This is a genomic window from Cellulosimicrobium sp. SJTW-1 (assembly GCF_047716875.1).
Taxonomy (GTDB): Bacteria; Actinomycetota; Actinomycetes; order Actinomycetales; family Cellulomonadaceae; genus Cellulosimicrobium; species Cellulosimicrobium funkei.
This window is the reverse complement of sequence record NZ_CP136680.1, coordinates 3816629-3836030: the sequence shown is the minus strand read 5'-3', so window position 1 is coordinate 3836030 and position 19402 is coordinate 3816629. Positions and strand designations below refer to the sequence as shown.

18 protein-coding genes are annotated in these 19402 nt (G+C 74.1%); 13 read left to right on the top strand and 5 right to left on the bottom strand.

Annotated features, from left to right (window positions below):
• The 6 genes from RSE42_RS17285 (at position 1) to RSE42_RS17260 (ending at position 7307) form a co-directional block, all read left to right on the top strand.
• Complete coding sequence (locus tag RSE42_RS17285; protein WP_021482371.1) at positions 1-1257, top strand: TRAP transporter large permease; 1257 nt, start codon at positions 1-3, stop codon at positions 1255-1257.
• A 94-nt stretch (positions 1258-1351) separates the two neighbouring features.
• Positions 1352-2359 (top strand): TRAP transporter substrate-binding protein, encoded by a 1008-nt coding sequence (locus tag RSE42_RS17280; RefSeq protein ID WP_170982143.1) that lies wholly within the window; start codon positions 1352-1354, stop codon positions 2357-2359.
• A gap of 86 nt (positions 2360-2445) precedes the next feature.
• The gene (otnK, locus tag RSE42_RS17275; RefSeq protein WP_415297331.1) at positions 2446-3696 is read left to right on the top strand and encodes a 3-oxo-tetronate kinase; all 1251 of its coding nucleotides are present in this window, start codon (positions 2446-2448) and stop codon (positions 3694-3696) included.
• Positions 3693-4346 carry a class II aldolase/adducin family protein gene (locus RSE42_RS17270; RefSeq protein ID WP_251176666.1) on the top strand — a complete coding sequence of 218 codons (654 nt, stop codon included), beginning with the start codon at positions 3693-3695 and terminating at the stop codon, positions 4344-4346. The genes otnK and RSE42_RS17270 overlap by 4 nt, the downstream gene beginning before the upstream one ends.
• Positions 4347-4367: 21 nt before the next feature.
• On the top strand, positions 4368-4949 hold the full coding sequence (mug, locus tag RSE42_RS17265; RefSeq protein ID WP_144722151.1) for a G/U mismatch-specific DNA glycosylase: 582 nt from the start codon (positions 4368-4370) through the stop codon (positions 4947-4949).
• Positions 4950-5123: 174 nt separating this feature from the next.
• A complete protein-coding gene (locus RSE42_RS17260; protein WP_144722150.1) occupies positions 5124-7307 on the top strand; it encodes a family 43 glycosylhydrolase in 2184 nt (727 codons plus the stop codon).
• A 131-nt stretch (positions 7308-7438) separates the two neighbouring features.
• Here the strand turns inward: RSE42_RS17260 and RSE42_RS17255 are convergent, their stop codons facing one another.
• On the bottom strand, positions 7439-8740 hold the full coding sequence (locus RSE42_RS17255; protein WP_415297328.1) for a sensor histidine kinase: 1302 nt from the start codon (positions 8738-8740) through the stop codon (positions 7439-7441).
• A 348-nt stretch (positions 8741-9088) separates the two neighbouring features.
• Here RSE42_RS17255 and RSE42_RS17250 point away from each other — a divergent pair, with 348 nt between their 5' ends.
• Complete coding sequence (locus RSE42_RS17250) at positions 9089-9961, top strand: DUF4352 domain-containing protein (protein WP_415297327.1); 873 nt, start codon at positions 9089-9091, stop codon at positions 9959-9961.
• 127 nt (positions 9962-10088) lie between these two features.
• Here RSE42_RS17250 and RSE42_RS17245 read toward each other — a convergent pair whose 3' ends face one another.
• Both RSE42_RS17245 and RSE42_RS17240 read right to left on the bottom strand, forming a co-directional pair.
• A complete protein-coding gene (locus RSE42_RS17245) occupies positions 10089-10655 on the bottom strand; it encodes a hypothetical protein (RefSeq protein ID WP_415297325.1) in 567 nt (188 codons plus the stop codon).
• Positions 10656-11011: 356 nt separating this feature from the next.
• Positions 11012-11569, bottom strand: a complete 558-nt coding sequence (locus tag RSE42_RS17240) for a DUF6318 family protein (RefSeq protein WP_415298932.1) — start codon at positions 11567-11569, stop codon at positions 11012-11014.
• A gap of 612 nt (positions 11570-12181) precedes the next feature.
• On the opposite strand from RSE42_RS17240, the gene RSE42_RS17235 reads away from it, so the two are divergent.
• The 4 genes from RSE42_RS17235 (at position 12182) to RSE42_RS17220 (ending at position 16251) form a co-directional block, all read left to right on the top strand.
• Complete coding sequence (locus RSE42_RS17235) at positions 12182-13081, top strand: carbohydrate ABC transporter permease (RefSeq protein WP_391514980.1); 900 nt, start codon at positions 12182-12184, stop codon at positions 13079-13081.
• Positions 13078-13986 carry a carbohydrate ABC transporter permease gene (locus RSE42_RS17230; protein ID WP_415297323.1) on the top strand — a complete coding sequence of 303 codons (909 nt, stop codon included), beginning with the start codon at positions 13078-13080 and terminating at the stop codon, positions 13984-13986. Before RSE42_RS17235 ends, RSE42_RS17230 begins: the two co-directional genes overlap by 4 nt.
• 100 nt (positions 13987-14086) lie before the next feature.
• Entirely contained in the window at positions 14087-15469 is a 1383-nt protein-coding gene (locus tag RSE42_RS17225) for an ABC transporter substrate-binding protein (protein WP_053370566.1), read from the top strand.
• Complete coding sequence (locus RSE42_RS17220; protein ID WP_415297321.1) at positions 15466-16251, top strand: glycerophosphodiester phosphodiesterase; 786 nt, start codon at positions 15466-15468, stop codon at positions 16249-16251. Before RSE42_RS17225 ends, RSE42_RS17220 begins: the two co-directional genes overlap by 4 nt.
• Positions 16252-16345: 94 nt before the next feature.
• Here the strand turns inward: RSE42_RS17220 and RSE42_RS17215 are convergent, their stop codons facing one another.
• Entirely contained in the window at positions 16346-17017 is a 672-nt protein-coding gene (locus RSE42_RS17215; RefSeq protein ID WP_415297319.1) for a hypothetical protein, read from the bottom strand.
• A gap of 115 nt (positions 17018-17132) precedes the next feature.
• On the opposite strand from RSE42_RS17215, the gene RSE42_RS17210 reads away from it, so the two are divergent.
• Positions 17133-17558, top strand: a complete 426-nt coding sequence (locus tag RSE42_RS17210) for a ChaB family protein (protein ID WP_415297318.1) — start codon at positions 17133-17135, stop codon at positions 17556-17558.
• Positions 17559-17683: 125 nt separating this feature from the next.
• Here the strand turns inward: RSE42_RS17210 and RSE42_RS17205 are convergent, their stop codons facing one another.
• The gene (locus RSE42_RS17205) at positions 17684-18625 is read right to left on the bottom strand and encodes a ribonuclease Z (RefSeq protein ID WP_415297316.1); all 942 of its coding nucleotides are present in this window, start codon (positions 18623-18625) and stop codon (positions 17684-17686) included.
• A 78-nt stretch (positions 18626-18703) separates the two neighbouring features.
• Here RSE42_RS17205 and RSE42_RS17200 point away from each other — a divergent pair, with 78 nt between their 5' ends.
• Positions 18704-19393, top strand: coding sequence for a histidine phosphatase family protein (locus RSE42_RS17200; protein ID WP_415297314.1), 690 nt, complete (start codon positions 18704-18706; stop codon positions 19391-19393).
• Positions 19394-19402: the final 9 nt, after the last annotated feature.

Genomic DNA, 19402 nt, shown 5'->3' with positions numbered 1-19402 from the left:
ATGCCCCTCATCCTCGGAGGGCTCCTCCTCCTCATCCTCGTCATCGGCGCCCCGGTGGGCGTCGCCGTCGGCCTCGCCTCGTTCGCGAGCCTCGCCGCCGAGGGCGTGCCGCCCGAGGTCGGCGCCCAGCGGTTCGTCGCCGGGATGCGCTCCTTCCCGCTCCTCGCGATCCCGCTCTTCGTGCTCGCCGGGTCGCTCATGAACGCGGGCGGCGTGACCCAGCGCCTCATCGACTTCGCCTACGCGATCGTCGGCCGCATCCGCGGCGGGCTCTCGGCCGTCAACGTGCTCACCAACATCACGTTCGGCGGCATGTCCGGCTCGGCGGTCGCGGACGCGTCGTCGGTCGGCCGCCTCCTCATCCCGCAGATGCTGCGCCGCGGCTACGCGCCCGGCGACGCGGCGTCGGTCACCGCGACGGCGTCGATCGTCGCGCTCGTGCTCCCGCCGAGCATCACGATGATCATCTACGGCGTCGCCGCCGAGGTCTCGATCAGCGCGCTGTTCTTCCACGGCCTCTACATCGGCCTCGGGTTCGGCCTCGTCTACCTGGTCACGGGCTGGCTCGTCGCCCGCAAGAAGGGCTACCCGGCCGAGCGCGGCGTGGGCGCGCGCGAGCTCGTGCGCACCGCCGCCAAGGCGCTCCCGGCCCTGCTCATTCCGGTCGTCGTGCTGGGCGGCATCCGGCTCGGCGTCTTCACCGCGACGGAGGGCGGCGCGGTCGCGGTCCTCATCGCCGTGATCCTCGGGGTCGTCGTCTACCGCGAGCTGTCCTGGCAGCGGGTCGTCAAGGCGATGCGCGAGACCACGATGCTCGTCGCCGCGATCATGCTCATCATCGCCATGGCACAGGCCTACTCGTGGGCGCTCGTGACCGGCGGCACGCCGCAGATCGTCGCCGACGCCGTGCTCGGGCTCACGGACAACGTGCTCCTCATCCTCTTCGTCGCGAACGTGATCCTGCTGCTCATCGGCACGGTCGTCGAGGGCAACGCGGCGATCATCATCTTCACGCCGATCCTCCTGCCGATCGTCACCGCCGCGGGCGTCGACCCGGTCCACTTCGGGCTGATCGTGGTCATCAACCTCGCGATCGGGCTCATCACGCCGCCCGTCGGGATCAACCTGCTCATCACGAGCCGGATCGCCGGGATCTCGGCGGAACGGGCGCTGCGCGACATGCTCCCGTGGCTCGGCGTCTCGGTCGCCCTGCTGTTCCTCGTCACGTACGTCCCCGTCCTCACCGGCATGTACTAGCCGGCGCGACGGTCGACACCCGCCACCGGCACCAGCACCCCGGCGGGGAGGGCGTCCCGCGCCCTCGCCCGCCCCGCACACGAAGGAGCTTCCCGTGGGGAAGAGAACCACCGCGCCGCACCGTCGCGTCGCCGCCCTGGTCGTCGCGAGCGCGCTCGCCCTCGGCGGCTGCACGGCCACGACGACGGACACCGAGCCCGACCTGCTGCTCCGCCTCGGCCACTCGTACGGCGCCGGGAGCCTGCAGGACCGCGCCGCGAACCGGCTGTCCGAGCAGGTCGCCGACGCCTCCGACGGCCGCGTGACGATCGAGGTCTACCCCGCCTCCCAGCTCGGGAGCTGGGAGGACATGCAGGAGGGCCTGGAGTTCGGGGCGGTGGACATCGTCGTCGAGTCCGTCGGCTCGCTCGAGCGCTACACCGACCTCGCCGCGATCGAGGGCGTGCCGTTCCTCTACGAGGACGAGGACCAGTTCCTCGAGGTCTGGGACGGCCCGCTCGGCGACGAGATCATCGACGCCATCCGGGAGGACTCCGGGTTCCTGCTGCTCGGCCAGATGTACCGCGGCGGGCGCGTGCTCAACACGCAGCGTCCCGTCACCGAGCTCGCCGACGCGCGCGGCCTCAAGCTGCGCGTCCCGACCCAGCAGACCTACCTCGACACGTGGCACGCGCTCGGCGCGAGCCCCATGCCGCTCGCGCTCAGCGAGGTCTTCCCCGCGATCGAGCAGGGCGCGGTCGAGGGCCAGGAGAACCCGATCGACGTCGTGCGGTTCAACTCGTTCTACGAGGTCGCGCCGCACGTCACGCTCACCGAGCACGTGTTCGGCAACTTCCACTTCCAGGTCTGGGCCGACGCCTACGAGGGCTGGCCCGACGACCTGCGCGCGATCGTGGACGCCGAGATCGACGACGTCTCCTCCTGGTACCGCGAGACGTCGATCGCCGAGCGGCAGGAGAACGTCGACTTCCTGGTCGAGCGCGGCGTCGAGCTGCACGAGATCGACCGCGCCGAGTGGGCCGAGGCGTCGTCCGAGGTGCTCGACCACGTCGACCCCCAGGTCGTGGAGTGGGCCGAGCGCATCCGCTCGGGCGACGCGTGACGCCGTACCGCGGCCCCGAGCCGCGCCGGCGCGTCGACCGCGCCGCCCGCCACGCCCGACGACCCGACCGACCAGAGGAGACACCGATGCGCGGCGCGATCGCCGACGACTTCACCGGGGCCACCGACCTCGCCGGCAACTGGAGGGCGCGAGGTCTGCGGACCGCCGTCGTGCTGGGCGTCCCGGGCCCCGACGACCTCGCGGACCTCGCCGACCACGACGCCGTCGTGGTCGCCCTGAAGATCCGCTCCGTGCCCGCCCCCCAGGCCGTGGAGCAGGCGCGCGCGGCCTACCGCGCGCTCGCCGCGCTCGGCGTCACGCAGGTCTACGACAAGTACTGCTCGACGTTCGACTCCACGCCCGAGGGCAACATCGGGCCCGTCGCGGACGCGCTGCTGGAGGAGACCGGCGCGCGCAGCGCCGTGGTCGTCCCGGGCTTCCCGGACGCGGGCCGCACCGTCTTCCGCGGCCACCTGTTCGTGGGGGACGAGCCGCTCGACCGCAGCCCCATGAAGGACCACCCGCTCAACCCCATGTGGGACTCGCGCGTCGCGAACCTCCTCGCGGCGCAGACCGCGCACCCGGTCGCCGAGGTGCCGGTCGGCGTCGTGCGGGCCGGCGAGCAGGCGCTGCGGGGCGCGATCGTCGCGGCCGAGGCGGGCGGCGCGCGGTACGTCGTCGTCGACAGCATCGACAACGACGACCTCGCCGTCATCGCCCGCGCGACGTTCGACGCCCCGCTCGTCACGGGTGGCTCCGGGCTCGCGCTCGGCCTCGACCCGACGGGCGCGACGCTCGGCGACATCGCCGTCGTCCTGGGCCGACGCGCGGTGCTCGCGGGCAGCGCGTCGCGCGCCACCCAGGCGCAGGTCCGGGCGGCCCTGCCGCACCTGCCGCACCAGAAGGTCGACGTCGCGGCGGCGCTCGCGGACCCGGGCGCGGAGGTCGAGCGGCTCCTCGCGTGGGCGTGCGAGCGCTGGGCGGAGCAGCCCGACCGGCCGGTGCTCGTGTACTCCGTGGGCGAGCCCGACGACGTCGCGCACGGGCGTGCGGTGACCGCCGACGCCCCCGCCGTGGTCGAGCGGCTGTTCTCCGCGCTCGCGCCGCGGCTCGCGGAGGCGGGCGCGACGCAGCTCGTCGTGGCGGGCGGCGAGACGTCGGGGAGCGTCGTCCAGGGGCTCGGGGTGCACGTGCTCGAGGTCGGGCAGCTCCTGAGCCCGGGCGTGTCCTGGCTGCGCGGTCGCCGCCGCGGGGCCGACGACGTCAACCTCGTCCTCAAGTCGGGCAACTTCGGCACCGAGGACCTCTTCGTCACCGCGTGGGAGGAGCTCGCATGAGCGACCTGGTCGAGGAGCTGCTCGCCGCCGGGCGGGGTCTCGCCGCGAGCGGGATGTCGCCCGGGACGTCGGGCAACGTGTCCGTGCGCGTCGGCGACGAGGTGCGCATGAGCGCGAGCGGCACGTCCCTCGCGACCCTCACCGCCGAGCAGATGGCCCGCACGACGCTCGACGGCACCCCCGTCACCGAGGGCGACGGCCCGACGCCGCGGCCCACCAAGGAGTGGCCGCTGCACCTCGCGATGTACGCGCGCGACCCGGAGTACCGCTGCGTCGTGCACCTCCACTCGCCGAGCGCCGTCGCGGCGTCGTGCCTCGCTCCGTGGCGCGAGCACACGGCGTTCGCGCCGGTCACGCCGTACGTCGTCATGCGCGTGGGCAACGTGCCGCTCGTGCGGTACGCCGCGCCGGGCGACCCGGCGCAGGCCGAGCGCGTGCGGGGGAGCGCGCTGCGCTTCCACGGGGCCCTGCTCCAGAACCACGGGTCGATCGCTGCCGGGCGCACGGTCGCGGAGGCCGTCGACCGCGCGGTCGAGATCGAGGAGGCGGCGCGCGTCCGGCTGCTGCTCGGGGACCGGCTCGACGCGCGGCTCCTCACCGACGACGAGGTGCGCGAGCTCGTCGAGGCGTACGGGCAGCCCTGGGGCTGACGTCCGGGCGAGGATGGTCCGGTGCCGACCGACCCGCCGTACGCGCGCCCGACCGCCGACGACCTCGCCGCCGCGCGCGGCCGTGAGATCGAGGACTGGCTGCGGCCGGACCTCGACGTGCTGTTCTGCGGGATCAACCCCGGGCTGTACTCGGCGGCGGTCGGGCTGCCCTTCGCGAACCCGGGCACGCGGTTCTGGAAGGCGATGCACGAGGCGGGCTTCACCGACCGGGTGCTCGGGCCGTGGGAGCGCGACGCGTTCCTCGACGCCGGCCTGGGGATGACGAACGTCGTGCGACGGGCGACCGCGCGGGCGGACGAGCTGACGCCGGACGAGATCGTCGCGGGCGGACGCCGCCTCGTCGAGACGGCGGAGACGTACCGGCCGCGGTGGGTCGCGGTGCTCGGCCTCGGCGCGTACCGCACGGCCTTCGCGGACCGTCGCGCGGCGACCGGCCCGCTGGAGCGGCGCGTCGGCCCCGCGCGGGCGTGGCTGCTCCCGAACCCGAGCGGCCTCAACGCGCACCACACGGTCGCGACGCTCGGCGCGGCGTACGCAGAGCTGCGCGTCGCTGCGGGGCTGCCGGACCGCCGTCGGGCGTGAGCGCCGCGCGGGGCGAGCCGAGCTGTCGCCGTCCGCGCGTGCCTCGGCCGCGACATCTTACTTGTTGACTCTTGCGAGAAGTTGTTGACTTGTGTGAATCGGCCCGGGAGACTCGAGGTCCCGAGGTCGACGCCGTCCCGGGTTCTTGCCCCCTCACCGTCGAGGAGACACCCCATGAAGCTGTCCCTGTCCCGGGCGCGCACGCGTGCCACCGCTGTCACGGGTGCGCTGGTCGCGCTCGGGCTGGTGGTCTCGGGCGCCGCCGCCGCGACTGCCGCCCCGTCAGCGGCGACCGCCGCACCCACGGCAGCCTCCGCCGCCGTCGCCCCGACGATCTCCCCGGTCGTCGACGCCAACTTCCCCGACCCGGACATCCTGCTCGTCGACGGCGTCTACCACGCCTACGCGACGAACGACCAGGGCCGGAACGTGCAGCACCGCACCTCGACGGACCTGGTCACGTGGAGCGCCCCGAACGACGTCGCGCCCGACCTCGGCGCCTGGGTCAGCGAGGCGTGCACCTTCTCGCCGGGCGGCGCCACCGACCGCTGCGTCTGGGCGCCCGAGGTCGCCGCGGTCGAGGGCGGGTACGCCCTCTACTACACGGCGCGTGACGCGACGTCGCCGCGCCAGTGCATCGGCCTCTCGCTCTCCGACTCGCCCGAGGGGCCGTTCGAGCCCGTCGGCGACGACCCGTTCGTCTGCCCCAACGGCGAGGACGGCACCGAGGACCTCGGGGGAGCGATCGACGCCGGGACGTTCGTCGACGGCGACCAGCTCTACCTGCTGTGGAAGGCCGACGGGAACTGCTGCACCGGCAAGACGGCGATCATCTTCGCCCAGCCGCTGTCGCCCGACGGCACCACGCTGACCGGTCCCGCCACCGAGCTGATCCGCGTCGACACGGCGTACGAGGGCCGCGTCGTCGAGGCGCCGACCGTCGTCGAGCGCGACGGCACCTACTACCTCTTCTACTCCGCGAACGACTTCTACGGCGGCGCGTACCGCACGTCGTACGCGACGGCGTCGAGCTTGGCCGGCCCGTGGACCAAGGCGACGACGGAGCTCATGACGAGCGACCGCTTCCAGGGCGACGTGCGCGGCCCGGGCGGGCAGGACGTCGTCACCGCACCCGACGGTTCGGACGCGATCGTCTTCCACGGCTGGAACGCGGCGTTCACGTACCGCGCCATGTACGTCGCGGACCTCGAGTGGTCGGCCGACGGCGTCCCGTCCGTCCCGCAGGCGTCCGACCGCTACCAGGCCGAGGACGGCGTCGTGACGAACGCGCGCGTCGTGGCCGACGGCGGGGCGTCGGGCGGGGCGAAGGTCGGCGGCCTGGACTTCGCCGACTCCTCCGTGACGGTCGAGGTGCACGCCGACGCGGCCGGCCCGGCGCTGCTCGGTATCCGGTTCGCGAACGGCTCGCAGGACGGCTCGACGCGCGTCCCGTCCACCGGGACGCTGGCCGTTAACGGCACGGTGACGGAGACCGTCGTCTTCCCGCACACCACGTGGGGCAACTGGCAGACGTCCGAGCACCTCGTCGACCTCGTCGCCGGAACCAACACGATCACGCTGACGCGCGCGACGTTCTACACCGAGCTCGACGCGTTCGACGTCTACCCCGCGACGCGCGACCCGCGCCCGTCGGCCCCGCCGGTCATCCCGTCCGACGCGACGCGGTACGAGTTCGAGGACGGCGTCATCACGCGCGGCTCCGTCGGGAGCGCCGCCGGGGCGTCGGGCGGGCAGAAGGTCGGCGGGCTCGACTTCCTCGACAGCTCCGTCGCCCTCCAGGTCCACGCCGACGAGGCCGGTCCGTACACGCTCGGCGTGCGGTTCGCGAACGGCTCCGAGCGCGGCGGCTACACGCTCGCCTCGACGAGCACCGTCACGGTGAACGGCGCCGACGCCGGGGTCGTCACCTTCCCGCACACCACGTGGGGCAACTGGCAGTCCGTCACGCACCAGGTCGAGCTCCAGCAGGGGTGGAACACCGTCACCCTGACCAAGCTCACCTGGTACACCGAGCTCGACGCGCTCGACGTCTTCCCGGCCGAGGCGCCGCCCGTCGACCCGCAGGTCACCGTCACCGCGCAGCCCCGCTGCCTCGGCGGTACGCCCTACCTCGCCGTCCGCGCGACGAACGACGGCGACGAGACCGTCGCCGTCGCCCTCACCACCCCGCACGGCGAGCGGGCGTTCGCCCAGGTGGACCCGGGCAAGAGCGCGTACCAGTCGTTCAAGGTGCGCGGAGGGGCGCTCGAGGCGGGCGAGGCGCTCGTCGCGGTCACCGACGTCGCCGGCACGACGACGGAGGTGACGGCCGCGTACGACGCGCTCACCTGCGCGTAGCCGCCTCCTGACCCGCAGACCGCGGTGCCGCCCGGCCGATGGGCGGCACCGCGGTCGTGCGTCCGGGCCGGAGCGACAGGTTCGTGCGCCCAGGGCTGCGCCACAGGTCGAGGCGGGGGATCGTGCGGCGGTCAGGCGCGGGGGCGGTCCCACGGCAGGTGGGCCCGGACGACGAACCGGCCGTCCTCGACGCCCGCCGAGAACGTCCCGGCGAGCGCCTCGCAGCGCTCGCGCATCCCGACGATCCCGGTGCCGCTGCCGGGGACGCCCAGGGCGTCCGCGGTGAGCGCGTTGCGGACCGTGAGGTCGACGCCGTCGCCGGGCCGGGCGCGCACGTCGACGTCCGCGCGGGCGCCCGGGGCGTGCTTCATCACGTTCGTCAGCGCCTCCTGCACCACCCGGTACACCGCGCGCGTGAGCGCCGGCGGCGCGGAGTCCGCGTCCGTGACGAACACCGTCGCGGCGAGGTCGACGCCCGACGAGCGCGCCTCGTCGAGCAGCGCGGCGAGGTCGCCGAGCGCCGGGGCGGAGCCCGTGTACTGCTCCGCGCCGTCGCGCAGCGACGTGATGAGGGACCGCATCTCCTCGAGCGCGCGGTGGGCGGACGAGCGCATGGTCCGGGCGGCGTCGGCCACCTCCGGGTCCTCGGTCGTCACCTCGAGCGCCGACGCCTGCAGCGACATGACCGACAGGTTGTGCGCGACGGTGTCGTGCATCTCGCGCGCGATGAGCTCGCGCTCGTCCTGCCGCGACAGCTCGGTGCGCAGGTGGTCGGTCTGGCTGCGCAGGTCCTCCGCGTGCGTGCGCAGCGTCTCGGCGCGACGGGTCTCCACGGCGGCGGTCTGCTGGGCGACGTGCGCCTGCCCTGCGTAGCGTCGCACCAGCCCCGCGCCGAGCGACGCCGCCATCGCCAGGACGCCGATGACCACGTAGCCGACCGCCCCGAGGTACGACCTGCTGCCGTCCTCGAGCGACGTCGCGGCGAAGATCACGGCGTCGCCGTCGCGGGCAGCGTCCCGCCACAGCGACGCCGTGACGGCGAGGACGGTCGCGGCCACGCACCCGGCGACGACCCGACGCCGGTGCTCGCGGGCGAGCACGAACGGCAGCGCAAGCAGAGGCGCGAGAGCACCGACGGGCGTCAGGATCCCGGCCGCGGCCGTGGCGAGGCAGACGACGACCGGGTAGCGCGCACGCCAGACCACCGCTGCGCACACCCCGGAGAGCACGAACAGGCAGAGGAAGTAGAAGGCGAGCTGTGCCCCGGTGATGGCGTCGCCGTGCCGCATCGAGGAGAACGTGGCGCTGATCATCCCGACGCCGAAGGTCGCGGCGACCGCGCCCACGGTCCCGGCGACCGACCAGAACCGCCGGGCCCGCCCGGGGGCGGGGGCCGCCGTCGGGCGCGCGCCGCCGACGGGGTGCGGCGGCACGTGGCCGATGGGAGTGCCAGCGGCGGCCGGGGCGGTCGGCGCAGCCGGCCGGGTGGGCCCGGGATACCCGGGTGGCGGGGCGCCCGGGTGGCCGGGCGCCGGGTAGCCCGGTGGAGGCGCGGCGCCCGGCGGCACCGCGGGGCCGCCCGGCTGCTGCGGCGGGGGGTACATGCGGCGAGCATACGCACGGGCGCCGACGCCCGGCCTCCGCCGACCGGCTCGCGCGACCGGCCCGGATCTCCTCCGGTCGGCCGGCCCGGACGAGCCGGTCGGGCGATCCGCCGGACGGTGCCGCGCGGCCACGATCGTCCTCGAACGCAGCGACCACGACGCACCGAGGAGACCACGATGTCCGCACCCCACGAGGGCCAGCGCCCCGACCAGCCCGGCGCGTACCCGGCCCAGCCCGGCCCGACGCCGCCCCCGGGCCAGCCCTACTCGTCGCCCCTCGGGCCGGGCGCCCCCGGAGCAGCCGGCCCGACGCCGCACGCCCCCCACCCCGGTCAGGCGGGCTGGGCCGGTCAGCCGGGTCAGCCGGGCATCTCGGGTCAGTCGGGCTTTCCGGGGCAGCCGGGTGCGGCAGCGTTCGCGGGGCAGGCGCCGGGCGTCCCGCCGCGCAAGAGCTGGTTCGCGCGGCACAAGATCCTCACGGGCCTCGGGGTGGTCGTGATCCTCGCTGTGATCGGGGCCGCGCTCGGTGGCGGGGGAGGGGACGAGCCCCAGGCGCCGGCACCGGTCGCGGGGTCGAGCGCTCCCCAGGATCCCGCCGAGCCCGCCCCCGAGGCGCCGGACGAGCCTGCCGAGGAGCCCGCTCCGGAACCCGCGGCGGCCGTGGTCGGCACGCCGGTGCGCGACGGCAAGTTCGAGTTCACCGTGACGTCCGTGGAGACGGGGGTCCCCACCGTCGGGGACGAGTTCCTCAACGCGCAGGCGCAGGGCCAGTTCGTGCTCGTGCACGTGACGGTGACGAACATCGGCGACCAGGCGCAGATGTTCGACGGCAGCAGCCAGAAGCTCGTCGACACCGCCGGGCGCGAGCACTCCGCCGACACCAGCGCGGCGATCTACCTCGGCGACGCGAACTCGTTCCTCACCGACATCAACCCGGGCAACAGCGTCGAGGGCACCGTGGTGTTCGACGTCCCCGCCGACGCCGTGCCCGCGAGCGTGACGCTGCACGACTCCTTCTTCTCCGGTGGGGTCGAGGTGTCGCTCGGCTGAGCGCGAGGCGTCCCCTCCCGCGCCGCCGCGACGTGCCGGAGCCACGGACGGACACGGTCCCGCGCTCGCTGCACCGCCGCGCACCCCGCACCCGGACGCCGGGGGCAGGGGTGCGCGGCGGTGCGCGTCAACCGCCCGGGAGGTCGTCGGTGACCAGGCGCGACCTGGCCTCGTAGACCTGGAGCGGGTCGGCCGCGCTCGTCGTCGTCGCGGTGCCCGTGACGTCGGTCCAGTCGGGAGTGCCGGTGATCCGGAACTGCCCGGACCACGTCGTGGTCAGCGTGATCGTCACCCGGTCCGCCGGCTGGTCGTACGTGTGCGCGACGGTGTGGTGCGGGTACGCGGCGCCCGGGTCGGTTGTCGTCACCGGACCGCTCCCGTCGCCGTAGTCCCAGGTGAACGATCGCGGGGTCGCCCGGATCTGGACCGGGATGCCGAGCAGCGTCGTGTCGAGCACCTGCTCCTTGGGCTCGGTGTAGGTGATCGTCGGCACGTTGACCACGGTCCAGCCGTCCGGCGGCTGCACGACGACGGGCGACGGCGCGATGGTGAGCTGGCGGAACGCCGCCTCGGCCTCGGCGGTGAGGTCCGCCGCGCCGACGCACGAGCCGTCGTCGACGAACTCCCAGCCCGACACCGCGCTGCGCGACCCGTCGGCGGCGTTCGTCCACGTCTGGCGGAAGAGCGGGTCCATGGCGAACTCCTCCGCGGCACACTCCTGGGTGTGGTCGACCGGGGTCTGTCCGCCCGGGCATGCCTGCACCAGCCCCGGAAACGTCGTCGCGGTGTCGCCGTCGAAGCAGCGGTAGGCAGGACCTCGCCGAAACGCCTCTGTAGACGGGCTGTCGTCAGCGGAGCCAGGGGCTCGCTCTCCACCGTCTAGCGTGACATCGCGGCGCCCGTCCACCAGCACGTTGTTCTTCTGCGCATTACCACGGAGCGTTGTTTCGCTTTCTTCGACCGCGCTTGCCGCCGCCGTGGCCGCGAACTGAGCGACTCCAAGGACGGCGAAGGTAGCGAGGATGTGCCTAGACCATCTCGCGGCCACTTTCAGTCCTCAACCGTCAGTGACAGGACCCGCCAACCTGCACCGTCATGCAGCATGTCGATTTGTAGTCGGCCGTCGCTCGGACCACTCTTCTCGACGATCGTTCCGGCGCTATCGGTTCGGACGAGCGCGTCTTGCTTGAACTCGGCCGTGACCGGGTATCCGCCGATCAGTGTGTCGAGCTCGCCGACGTTGATGTTGCTGAGCGCGATTGCTGATCCTGCGTAGTCGTCTCCAGACGACGCGATCTCTGCTGCGTCAGCAGAGACGTTTGTGCAGAACTCGCATGTCTCGGTCCAGGACATCGAATCCCATTCGGTGGTGTCGCCAGTCGTCAAGACGTCGTCGTAGAGCTCGAGGAAGTACTCCGCCGCCGCAGCAGCACCCTCGGCGTCGTCGCGCTCCATGGCCGCGGGTCGTTCGGGCTTAGGCGGCCCGGTCGTGGTCGGCTCGGGTTCGGGTGTCTCCGTGACGGACGCCTCGGCCGACGTCTCGACCGGAGGTGACGGTGCGGGTTCACCCCCGCCGGTGCAGCCGGCGACCAGGCACCCGGCCGTCACGACGACGCCCAGGGCGAGCGCTCGCCGTCGGGCGTTGCTCCTCGACCGGAGCGCTCGGGCGCTCCCCACCGTTCCTGCCGGTCGTCCTCCGACCGGCGCATGACGCGCACGACTCACCAGACCCCCTGCCCGCGAACCGGGCGGCGCGGCCCGGACCGGGCGGCACCGCGCGAACGCCACGAACCTAGCGAAACGCCGCGCGAGGCGGAACCGTCCGTCCCGCCCTGTGGACGACGCGTCACGAGGTGTCCACCACGTGACCGCTCCACAGGTGCGGGTGGCGCGGCGGGCACGGCTCGGTGAACGTTGCCCGACGCCCGTCCCCGCACCCGCCCATTCCCGGACAAAACCGGCGCCGCCGCTTCCTATGCTCCGAGAGGCCGCCCACCCGTAGGACGGGTGCCGCGCCGGCCGTGACCTGCACCCTCGGACGAGCGGACCTGTGCTGTGACCACCGTTCTCACCCCGGAGTCCCCGGGCTCCTCGGGCGCGCCCCGCGGCGCCGCGCCGGGCCCCACCTCCCCGGCCACCGGGCCGGGCACGAGCCGCCCAGGCGCGCCGGGATCGCCTGCCGGCCCGACGTCGTCGGGCACCGACCGCGAGGTCCAGACGCTGCACCGCAGCCGCCTGAGCGCGCGCCGCCGTCGGCGGAACCTGCTGTGGGCGCTCCTGCTCGCGGGCCCGAACGTCCTGCTGCTGCTGGTGTTCGTCTACCGGCCGCTGCTGCAGAGCTTCTACCTCTCGACGCTCCAGTGGAACCTCGGGTCGCCGGTCGCGCGGCCGGTCGGGCTGGGCAACTACGTCGAGTGGTTCACCGCCCCGACGACGGGCCGCATCGTCACGACGACGCTCGTCTTCACGCTCGCGACCGTCGGCGGGGCGATGGTCCTCGGCCTGGGCCTGGCGCTGCTCCTCAACCGCCGCCTCAGGGGCCGCGGCGTCGCCCGGACCGTCGCGTTCGCCCCCTACGTGCTGTCGGGCTTCGCGGTCGGGATCCTGTGGCTGTTCATGTTCGACCCGCGCTACGGGCTGGTCCAGGAGCTGCTCGGCTGGGTCGGCGTCGCGTCGCCGCAGTGGTACACGCAGCGCCCGTGGCCGCTCGTGATGATCGTCGTCGTCTACCTGTGGAAGAACCTCGGGTACGTCGCCCTCATCTACCTGGCGGGCCTCCAGTCGGTGCCGCAGGACCTCAAGGACGCGGCCGCGCTCGACGGCGCGTCGTCGGCCCGGACGCTGCGCTCGATCGTCCTGCCGCTCCTCACCCCGACGACGTTCTTCCTCGTGGTGACGATGCTCCTCGCGTCGCTCCAGTCCTTCGACATCATCAAGGCGATGACGCAGGGCGGCCCGCTCGGCTCGACGACGACGCTCATGTACTCGATCTACGAGGAGAGCTTCGTCAACGGGCGCGCCGGGTACGCGTCGGCGGTCGCCACGGTCCTGTTCCTCGTGCTGCTCGCGGTGACCGCGGTGCAGATGCGGTTCGTCCAGCGGAAGGTCCACTACGCATGAGCGCCGTCGCGCCCGCCCGTCCCGAGACGGCGCCCGCCACGCCGGCCGCCCTCGCGCCCCGCCCGTCGGGCGCACCCCGTGCCCTACGCCGGGCCCTCCAGCCGGGCGGGTACCTCGCCCTGGTCCTCGCGACCGTCGTGCTCGGCGCGCCGCTGGTGTGGATGGTGCTCGCGAGCATGAAGACGCCCGCCGAGCTGTACACCGTCCCGCTGCAGTGGCTCCCGGGCAGCGTGAGCCTCGACAACTACGCGCAGGCCGCAGACTCGATCCCGCTGGGGCGCCTGCTGCTCAACAGCGTCGGGATCACGGTCGTGGGCGCGGGCCTCAAGGTCGCGCTGGGCCTCACGTGCGCGTACGCGCTCGTGTTCCTCGACTTCCCGTTCAAGAAGGTCGTGTTCGGGCTCGTCATCGCGACGCTCATGATCCCGCCGCAGATCACGATCATCCCCAACTACACGCTCGTCGCGAGCCTCGGGTGGCTCAACACCTACCAGGGCATCCTCGTGCCCGGCCTGGCGAGCGCGTTCGGGACGTTCCTGTTCCGGCAGCACTTCCTCACGCTGCCGCGCTCGATCCTCGAGGCCGCCGAGCTTGACGGCGCGGGGCACTGGCGCAAGCTCTGGCGGTTCGTCGTGCCGATGAGCACACCGACGCTCGCGGCCGTCGCGCTCGTGTCGGTCGTGACGGAGTGGAACGACTACCTGTGGCCGTTCCTCGTCATCGACCGGCCCGACAAGATGACCCTCCCCGTCGGCCTCACCCTGCTGCAGAACACCGACGGCATGACGAACTGGGGCGTCCTGCTCGCCGCGACCGTGGTCGTGACGCTGCCGATCCTCGTCGTCTTCCTCGTCCTGCAGCGCCGCCTCGTCGCGGGCCTCACCGCGGGCGCCGTCACCGGCTGACCCGCGCGCCCGCCCGGCCACCAGACTCCCCGGCCCGCCCGCAGCGGTCCGGGTTCCCCGAAGCGCACCGAGACCCGGTGCACGACCTGAAGGAGCACCTGTGTCCCACCGCACCGCACCCGGCGCGCGCCGCCGTCGGGCCCGCGCCGCCGCCACCGCCCTCACGGCGGTCACCGCCCTCGCGCTCACCGCGTGCGCCGGCCCGAGCGTGGCCGGGGCCGACGGCGCCGGCACCGCGGGCGACGACGCGGCGGCCGAGGCCGTCGACTGGTCCGCCGTCGAGCCCGCGTCCGAGATCACGTGGTGGAGCAACCACCCCGGCACGTCGCAGGAGATCGAGCAGGAGCTCATCGACCGGTTCGAGGAGGAGTCCGGCATCACGGTCAACCTCGTGACCGCGGGCGCCAACTACGACGAGGTGGCCCAGCGCTTCCAGGCCGCCTCGCAGACCGACGAGCTGCCCGACGTCGTCATCGCGTCCGACGTGTGGTGGTTCCGCTACCACCTCAACGACCAGATCCTGCCGCTCGACGACGTGCTCGAGTTCGTCGACGCCGACGCGGACGACTTCCAGCCCGCGCTCTACGCGGACTACGAGTACGACGACCAGCACTGGGCCGTGCCCTACGCGCGCTCGACGCCGCTCTTCTACTACAACAAGGACCTGTGGACGGCGGCCGGCCTGCCCGACCGCGGCCCCGAGACGTGGGCGGAGCTCGAGGAGTGGGACGCGTCGCTCAAGCCGCTCGTCCCGTCGGGCGGCTCGACGCTCGGCCTGTCCACCGGGCCGTCGTGGGGCGCGTGGTGGTTCGAGAACATGATCTGGGGCCAGGGCGGCGCGTACTCCGACGGGTTCGACCTCACGCTCGACTCGGAGGAGTCGGTCGCGGGCGGCCAGTTCCTGCACGATCTCTTCCACGAGAAGGGCGTCGCGACGCTCTCCGCGGACGACGCGATGGTCGACTTCTCGTCGGGTCTCATCGCCTCGACCATCGGCTCGACGGGCTCGCTCAAGGGCGCGCTCGACGCGGCGTCGTTCGAGGTCGGCACGGCGTACCTGCCCGACGGCCCTGACGGCGGCGGCACCCCGACCGGCGGCACCGGGCTCGCCATCCCGGCGTCGAAGTCGCCCGAGCAGCAGCTCGCCGCGGCGATGTTCCTCGCGTTCCTCACGAACACCGAGAACACCGCGTACTTCTCGCAGAACACGGGCTACATGCCGGTGCGCACGTCGGCCGTCGAGTCCGACACCATGAAGGCCATCTACGAGGCGACGCCGCAGTTCCGCACGGCCGTCGACCAGCTCGCCGACAAGGCGCGCCCGCAGGACGACGCGCGCGTCTTCATCCCGGGCGCCGACGCGCTGCTCAACGAGGCGATCGAGCAGATCGTCATCGAGGGCGCCGACCCGGCGGCCGCGTTCGAGTCCGTCGCGCCGCGCATCGAGACGGCGTACAGCGAGAACGTGGAGCCGTACCTGTGACGGCGACCGCCCTCGCGCCCACGGGCGCGGTGCCGGAGCGGGCTGCGCGCCCGCGGGTGATCGCGCACCGCGGCAACAGCTCCGTCGCGCCGCAGAACACGCTCGCCGCGTTCGAGGCGGCGTGGCGGGCCGGTGCGCACAGCATCGAGATCGACGTGCAGCTCACGGCCGACGGCGAGCCCGTCGTCATCCACGACGACACCGTGGACGCGACGACGTCCGGCAGCGGCACGGTCGCACGGCTCGACCGCGCGGCGATCCGGGCGCTCGACGCCGGGTCGTGGTTCTCCCCGGCGTTCGGCGGCCAGCGCGTGCCGACGTTCGCCGAGGTCGTCGACCTCCTCGTGCGGCGGCCGGGCACCGACCTGCTGCTCGAGCTCAAGGGCTCGTGGACGGTCGAGCAGGTGCGGCGCGTCACCGGGCCGATCAGCTTCGCGGGCATCGCCGACCGGGTCGTGGCGCAGAGCTTCTGGCCCGAGACGGTCGCCGCGTTGCGCGAGGCCGACCCGGGCCTGCGCCGCGGGCTGCTCGTCGTGGCGCTCGACGACGACGTGCTCGCGCGGTGCGCGGAGCTCGATGTCGTGACGTGCAACCCGATGGGCGCACTCCTCCTGGAGGACCCCGGCCTGGTGCAGCGCCTGCACGACGCCGGTCTCGAGGTCGCGGTCTGGACGCTCAACGAGCCCGCGCACTGGGCCGCCGCCATCGACCTCGGGGTGGACGCGATCATCACCGACCGTCCCGACCGGCTCGCGGGCTGGCTCGCGGCCCGCGGGGTCTGAGGCCCGGACCGGTCCCACCGGGGTCGCGCGCCGGACGCTCGTCGTCCGGCGCGCGGCCCCGGTCTCGCGTCTCGCTCCGTCCGTCTCCGGGAGGTCAGCGCACGACGATCGTCGTGACGACGTCGGTCACGCTAGGCCGGGGCGGCGTCGACCCGAAGCCGAACCGGACCGGCGGGACGACGTCGCGCAGGCCACCGAGCGAGCCGCCGTCCCACCGCGTCCGCGCGGCGAGGAGCGCGTGGACGTCCGTCGCGCCGTAGTGCTCGGTGCGCCCCGGCCCGGCGCTGCCCCGCGTCCGGACCCCGCGCAGCAGCACGCGCGCGACGGGGTCGGTGAGCACGGTCGCGTGCCGCGACGTCGCGACGCGGCGCGGCACCACGCGCAGCACGTGACCCAGGACGGTGCGCGGCCCGACGGCGAGCCGCGCCTCGAGCGGCCCGGCCACCACGTGCCAGCCCGGCAGACGGCCGCGGCCCGGGCGCGCACGCGCCGCGTGGCCGCCCGCGGCAGCGGGCACGGCGTGGGCCGGCTCGTCCGTGACGACGACCGGCACCAGGACGACCCGGTCGAAGCGGTAGGTCGACGCGACGAGCTCCGCGACGGGGCGCGACGGCGCGAGGAGGAGGCGCTCGCCGTCGGGCCGCTCGACCATGACGTCGGCGAACGCGCCGAACGGCGACGCGTCCCAGCGCCCGACGACGACCCGCGTCCCGGACGCCGTGCCCCAGCCCGCGATGCGGCCGCGGAACCGCAGGACGCTCGACATCCCGGCAGCGTAGGCCGCGCCTGGCGGGCACGCCCCCGTTCGGCGCGCGAGCCGTCGCGCGGGGCGGGACGCTCGGGGGAGGCGGCGACCGCCGTCGGGCAGCAGGAGGTGACCCGTGCCGAAGACGACGCGCGACGGCGACGCGAAGCAGTCCGAGATCCCCAGCACGCTGCAGCGCTCGGACGAGAAGGCGCAGCGCACGTTCGCGAAGGCCTACGACGCCGCGAGGGAGCAGTACGGCTCCGAGGAGCGCGCGCGGCGCGTGGCGTTCGCCGCGCTCAAGCACACGCACGAGAAGATCGGCGACCACTGGGAGCCGAAGGACGAGCCCGGCCCGTCCGACGAGCGCGCCGAGGAGGGCGGGCTCGACGCGAGCGCCGAGACCGCGGGCGGCGTCGACGCGAACGCGACCAAGGAGCACCTGCTCGACGTCGCGCGCCGGCTCGACGTCGACGGCCGCTCGACCATGACCAAGGACGAGCTCGTCGAGGCGATCCAGCGCGCCAACGACCGCGCGACCCGCCGCGCCCGCGGCGACTGACCCGCAGACCCCGCGACCCCACCTCTACCTCGCGTGACCGCGCCTCTACCTCGCCGAGGTAGAGCCGCGGTTCCGCGAGGTAGAGCCCCGGTTCCGCGAGGTAGAGCCGTGTTGGCTCTTCGGGGTCAGGCGGGCCGACGGCGGTGGGGGACCCGCACGCGGTCGAGGTCCTGCGCGACGGTGAGCTCGCCGTCGAACACCTCGCGGGCCTCGCGCCAGAACTCCGTCGGGTCGGGGTACCGCTGGGAGAAGTGCGTGAGGACGAGCGAGCGGACCCCCGCCTCGGCCGCGACCGTCGCGGCCTGCCGGGCCGTGAGGTGGCCCCAGCGCTCGGCCTGCTCGCGGTCGCGGTCGAGGAACGTCGACTCGATGACGAGCAGGTCGACGCCGTCCGCGAGCCGGTGCACGGCGTCGCACAGGCGCGTGTCCATGACGAACGCGAACGACTGGCCGGGCCGGGGGCCGCTCACGTCGTCGAGGGTCACGGTCCGGCCGTCGGGCGTCGTGACGCGGCCCGCGCGCTGCAGCTCGCCCACGACCGGCCCCGCGAGCCCGTGACGGGCGAGGAGCGCGGGGTCGAGCGACCGGCCGTCGGGCTCGTCGAGGCGGTAGCCCACGGCCTCGATCGTGTGGTCGAGGCGCTCGGCGCGGAGCGTGAAGCCCGGGTCGGGGCGGCCGGGGACGGGCGGGAGCACGCCGTCCGTCGTGACCGGCTGGAGCGCCAGGTGGCCGCGGCGGTAGTGGGCGCTCGCGTCGAGCAGGTGGTTCACCCACCGCTGGCCCGACGCCGGGTAGGTCACCCCGATCGTGTGCCGCACCCCGTCGCCGCTGATGCGCTGGGAGACGCCCGCGAGCCCGAGGCTGTGGTCGCCGTGCAGGTGCGTGATCGCGATGCGGGTGAGGTCGGTCGCCGACACCCCGGCGAACGTCATCTGCCGCTGGGTGCCCTCGCCGGGGTCGAAGAGGATCGCCTCGTCGTCCCAGAGCAGGACGTACCCGTTGTGGTTGCGCGTGCGGGTCGGGACCATGCTGGCCGTCCCCAGGACGACGAGCTCGCGGCGGGACATGCGCCCAGCGTGCCACGCCGCGCTCGCTGCCGGGCTCGTAGGGTGGCAGGAGACCCCGCACCCGAGAACCGGAGAACCATGCGCCTGCTCCTCGTCCGTCACGGACAGACCCCGTCCAACGTCGCCGGCCTGCTCGACACCGCCCTGCCCGGGCCGGGCCTCACCGCCCTCGGGGCGCGCCAGGCGGCGGCGATCCCGGACGCGCTCTCGGGCCGCGTGGTCGACGGCGTCGCGGTGTCCACGCTCGTGCGCACGCACCTCACGGCGGCGCCGCTCGTCGAGCACCACGGTCTGGAGCCGCTCGAGCTGGACGGCCTGCGCGAGGTCGACGCGGGCGACCTGGAGATGTCCGCCGACCACGAGGACCACGCCCTCTACCTCGAGACGGTCTTCGCGTGGGGCCGGGGCGAGCCCGACCGGCGGGTGCCCGGCGGCCCCGACGGCACCGAGTTCCTCGACCGGTACGACGACGCCCTCGCCGCCGTCGCGCGGACCGGGTGGGAGACCGCCGTCGTCGTGTCGCACGGTGCGGCGATCCGCGCGTGGGCGTGCGCGCGCGCCGCGGGCGTCGACGTCGACCGGCTCGCGTGGACCCCGCTCGCGAACACCGGGCTCGTCGAGGTCGAGGGGGACCCCGCGTCGGGCTGGCGGTTCGTCGGGCTGAGCGACGGGCCGCTGGGCGGCGCGTTCCTCGACGACCTCGTCGCGGAGGACCCGACGGGCGAGTCCGTCGACGAGGAGGAGCGCCGCGCCGCGGCGGACGACTGACCCCTACCA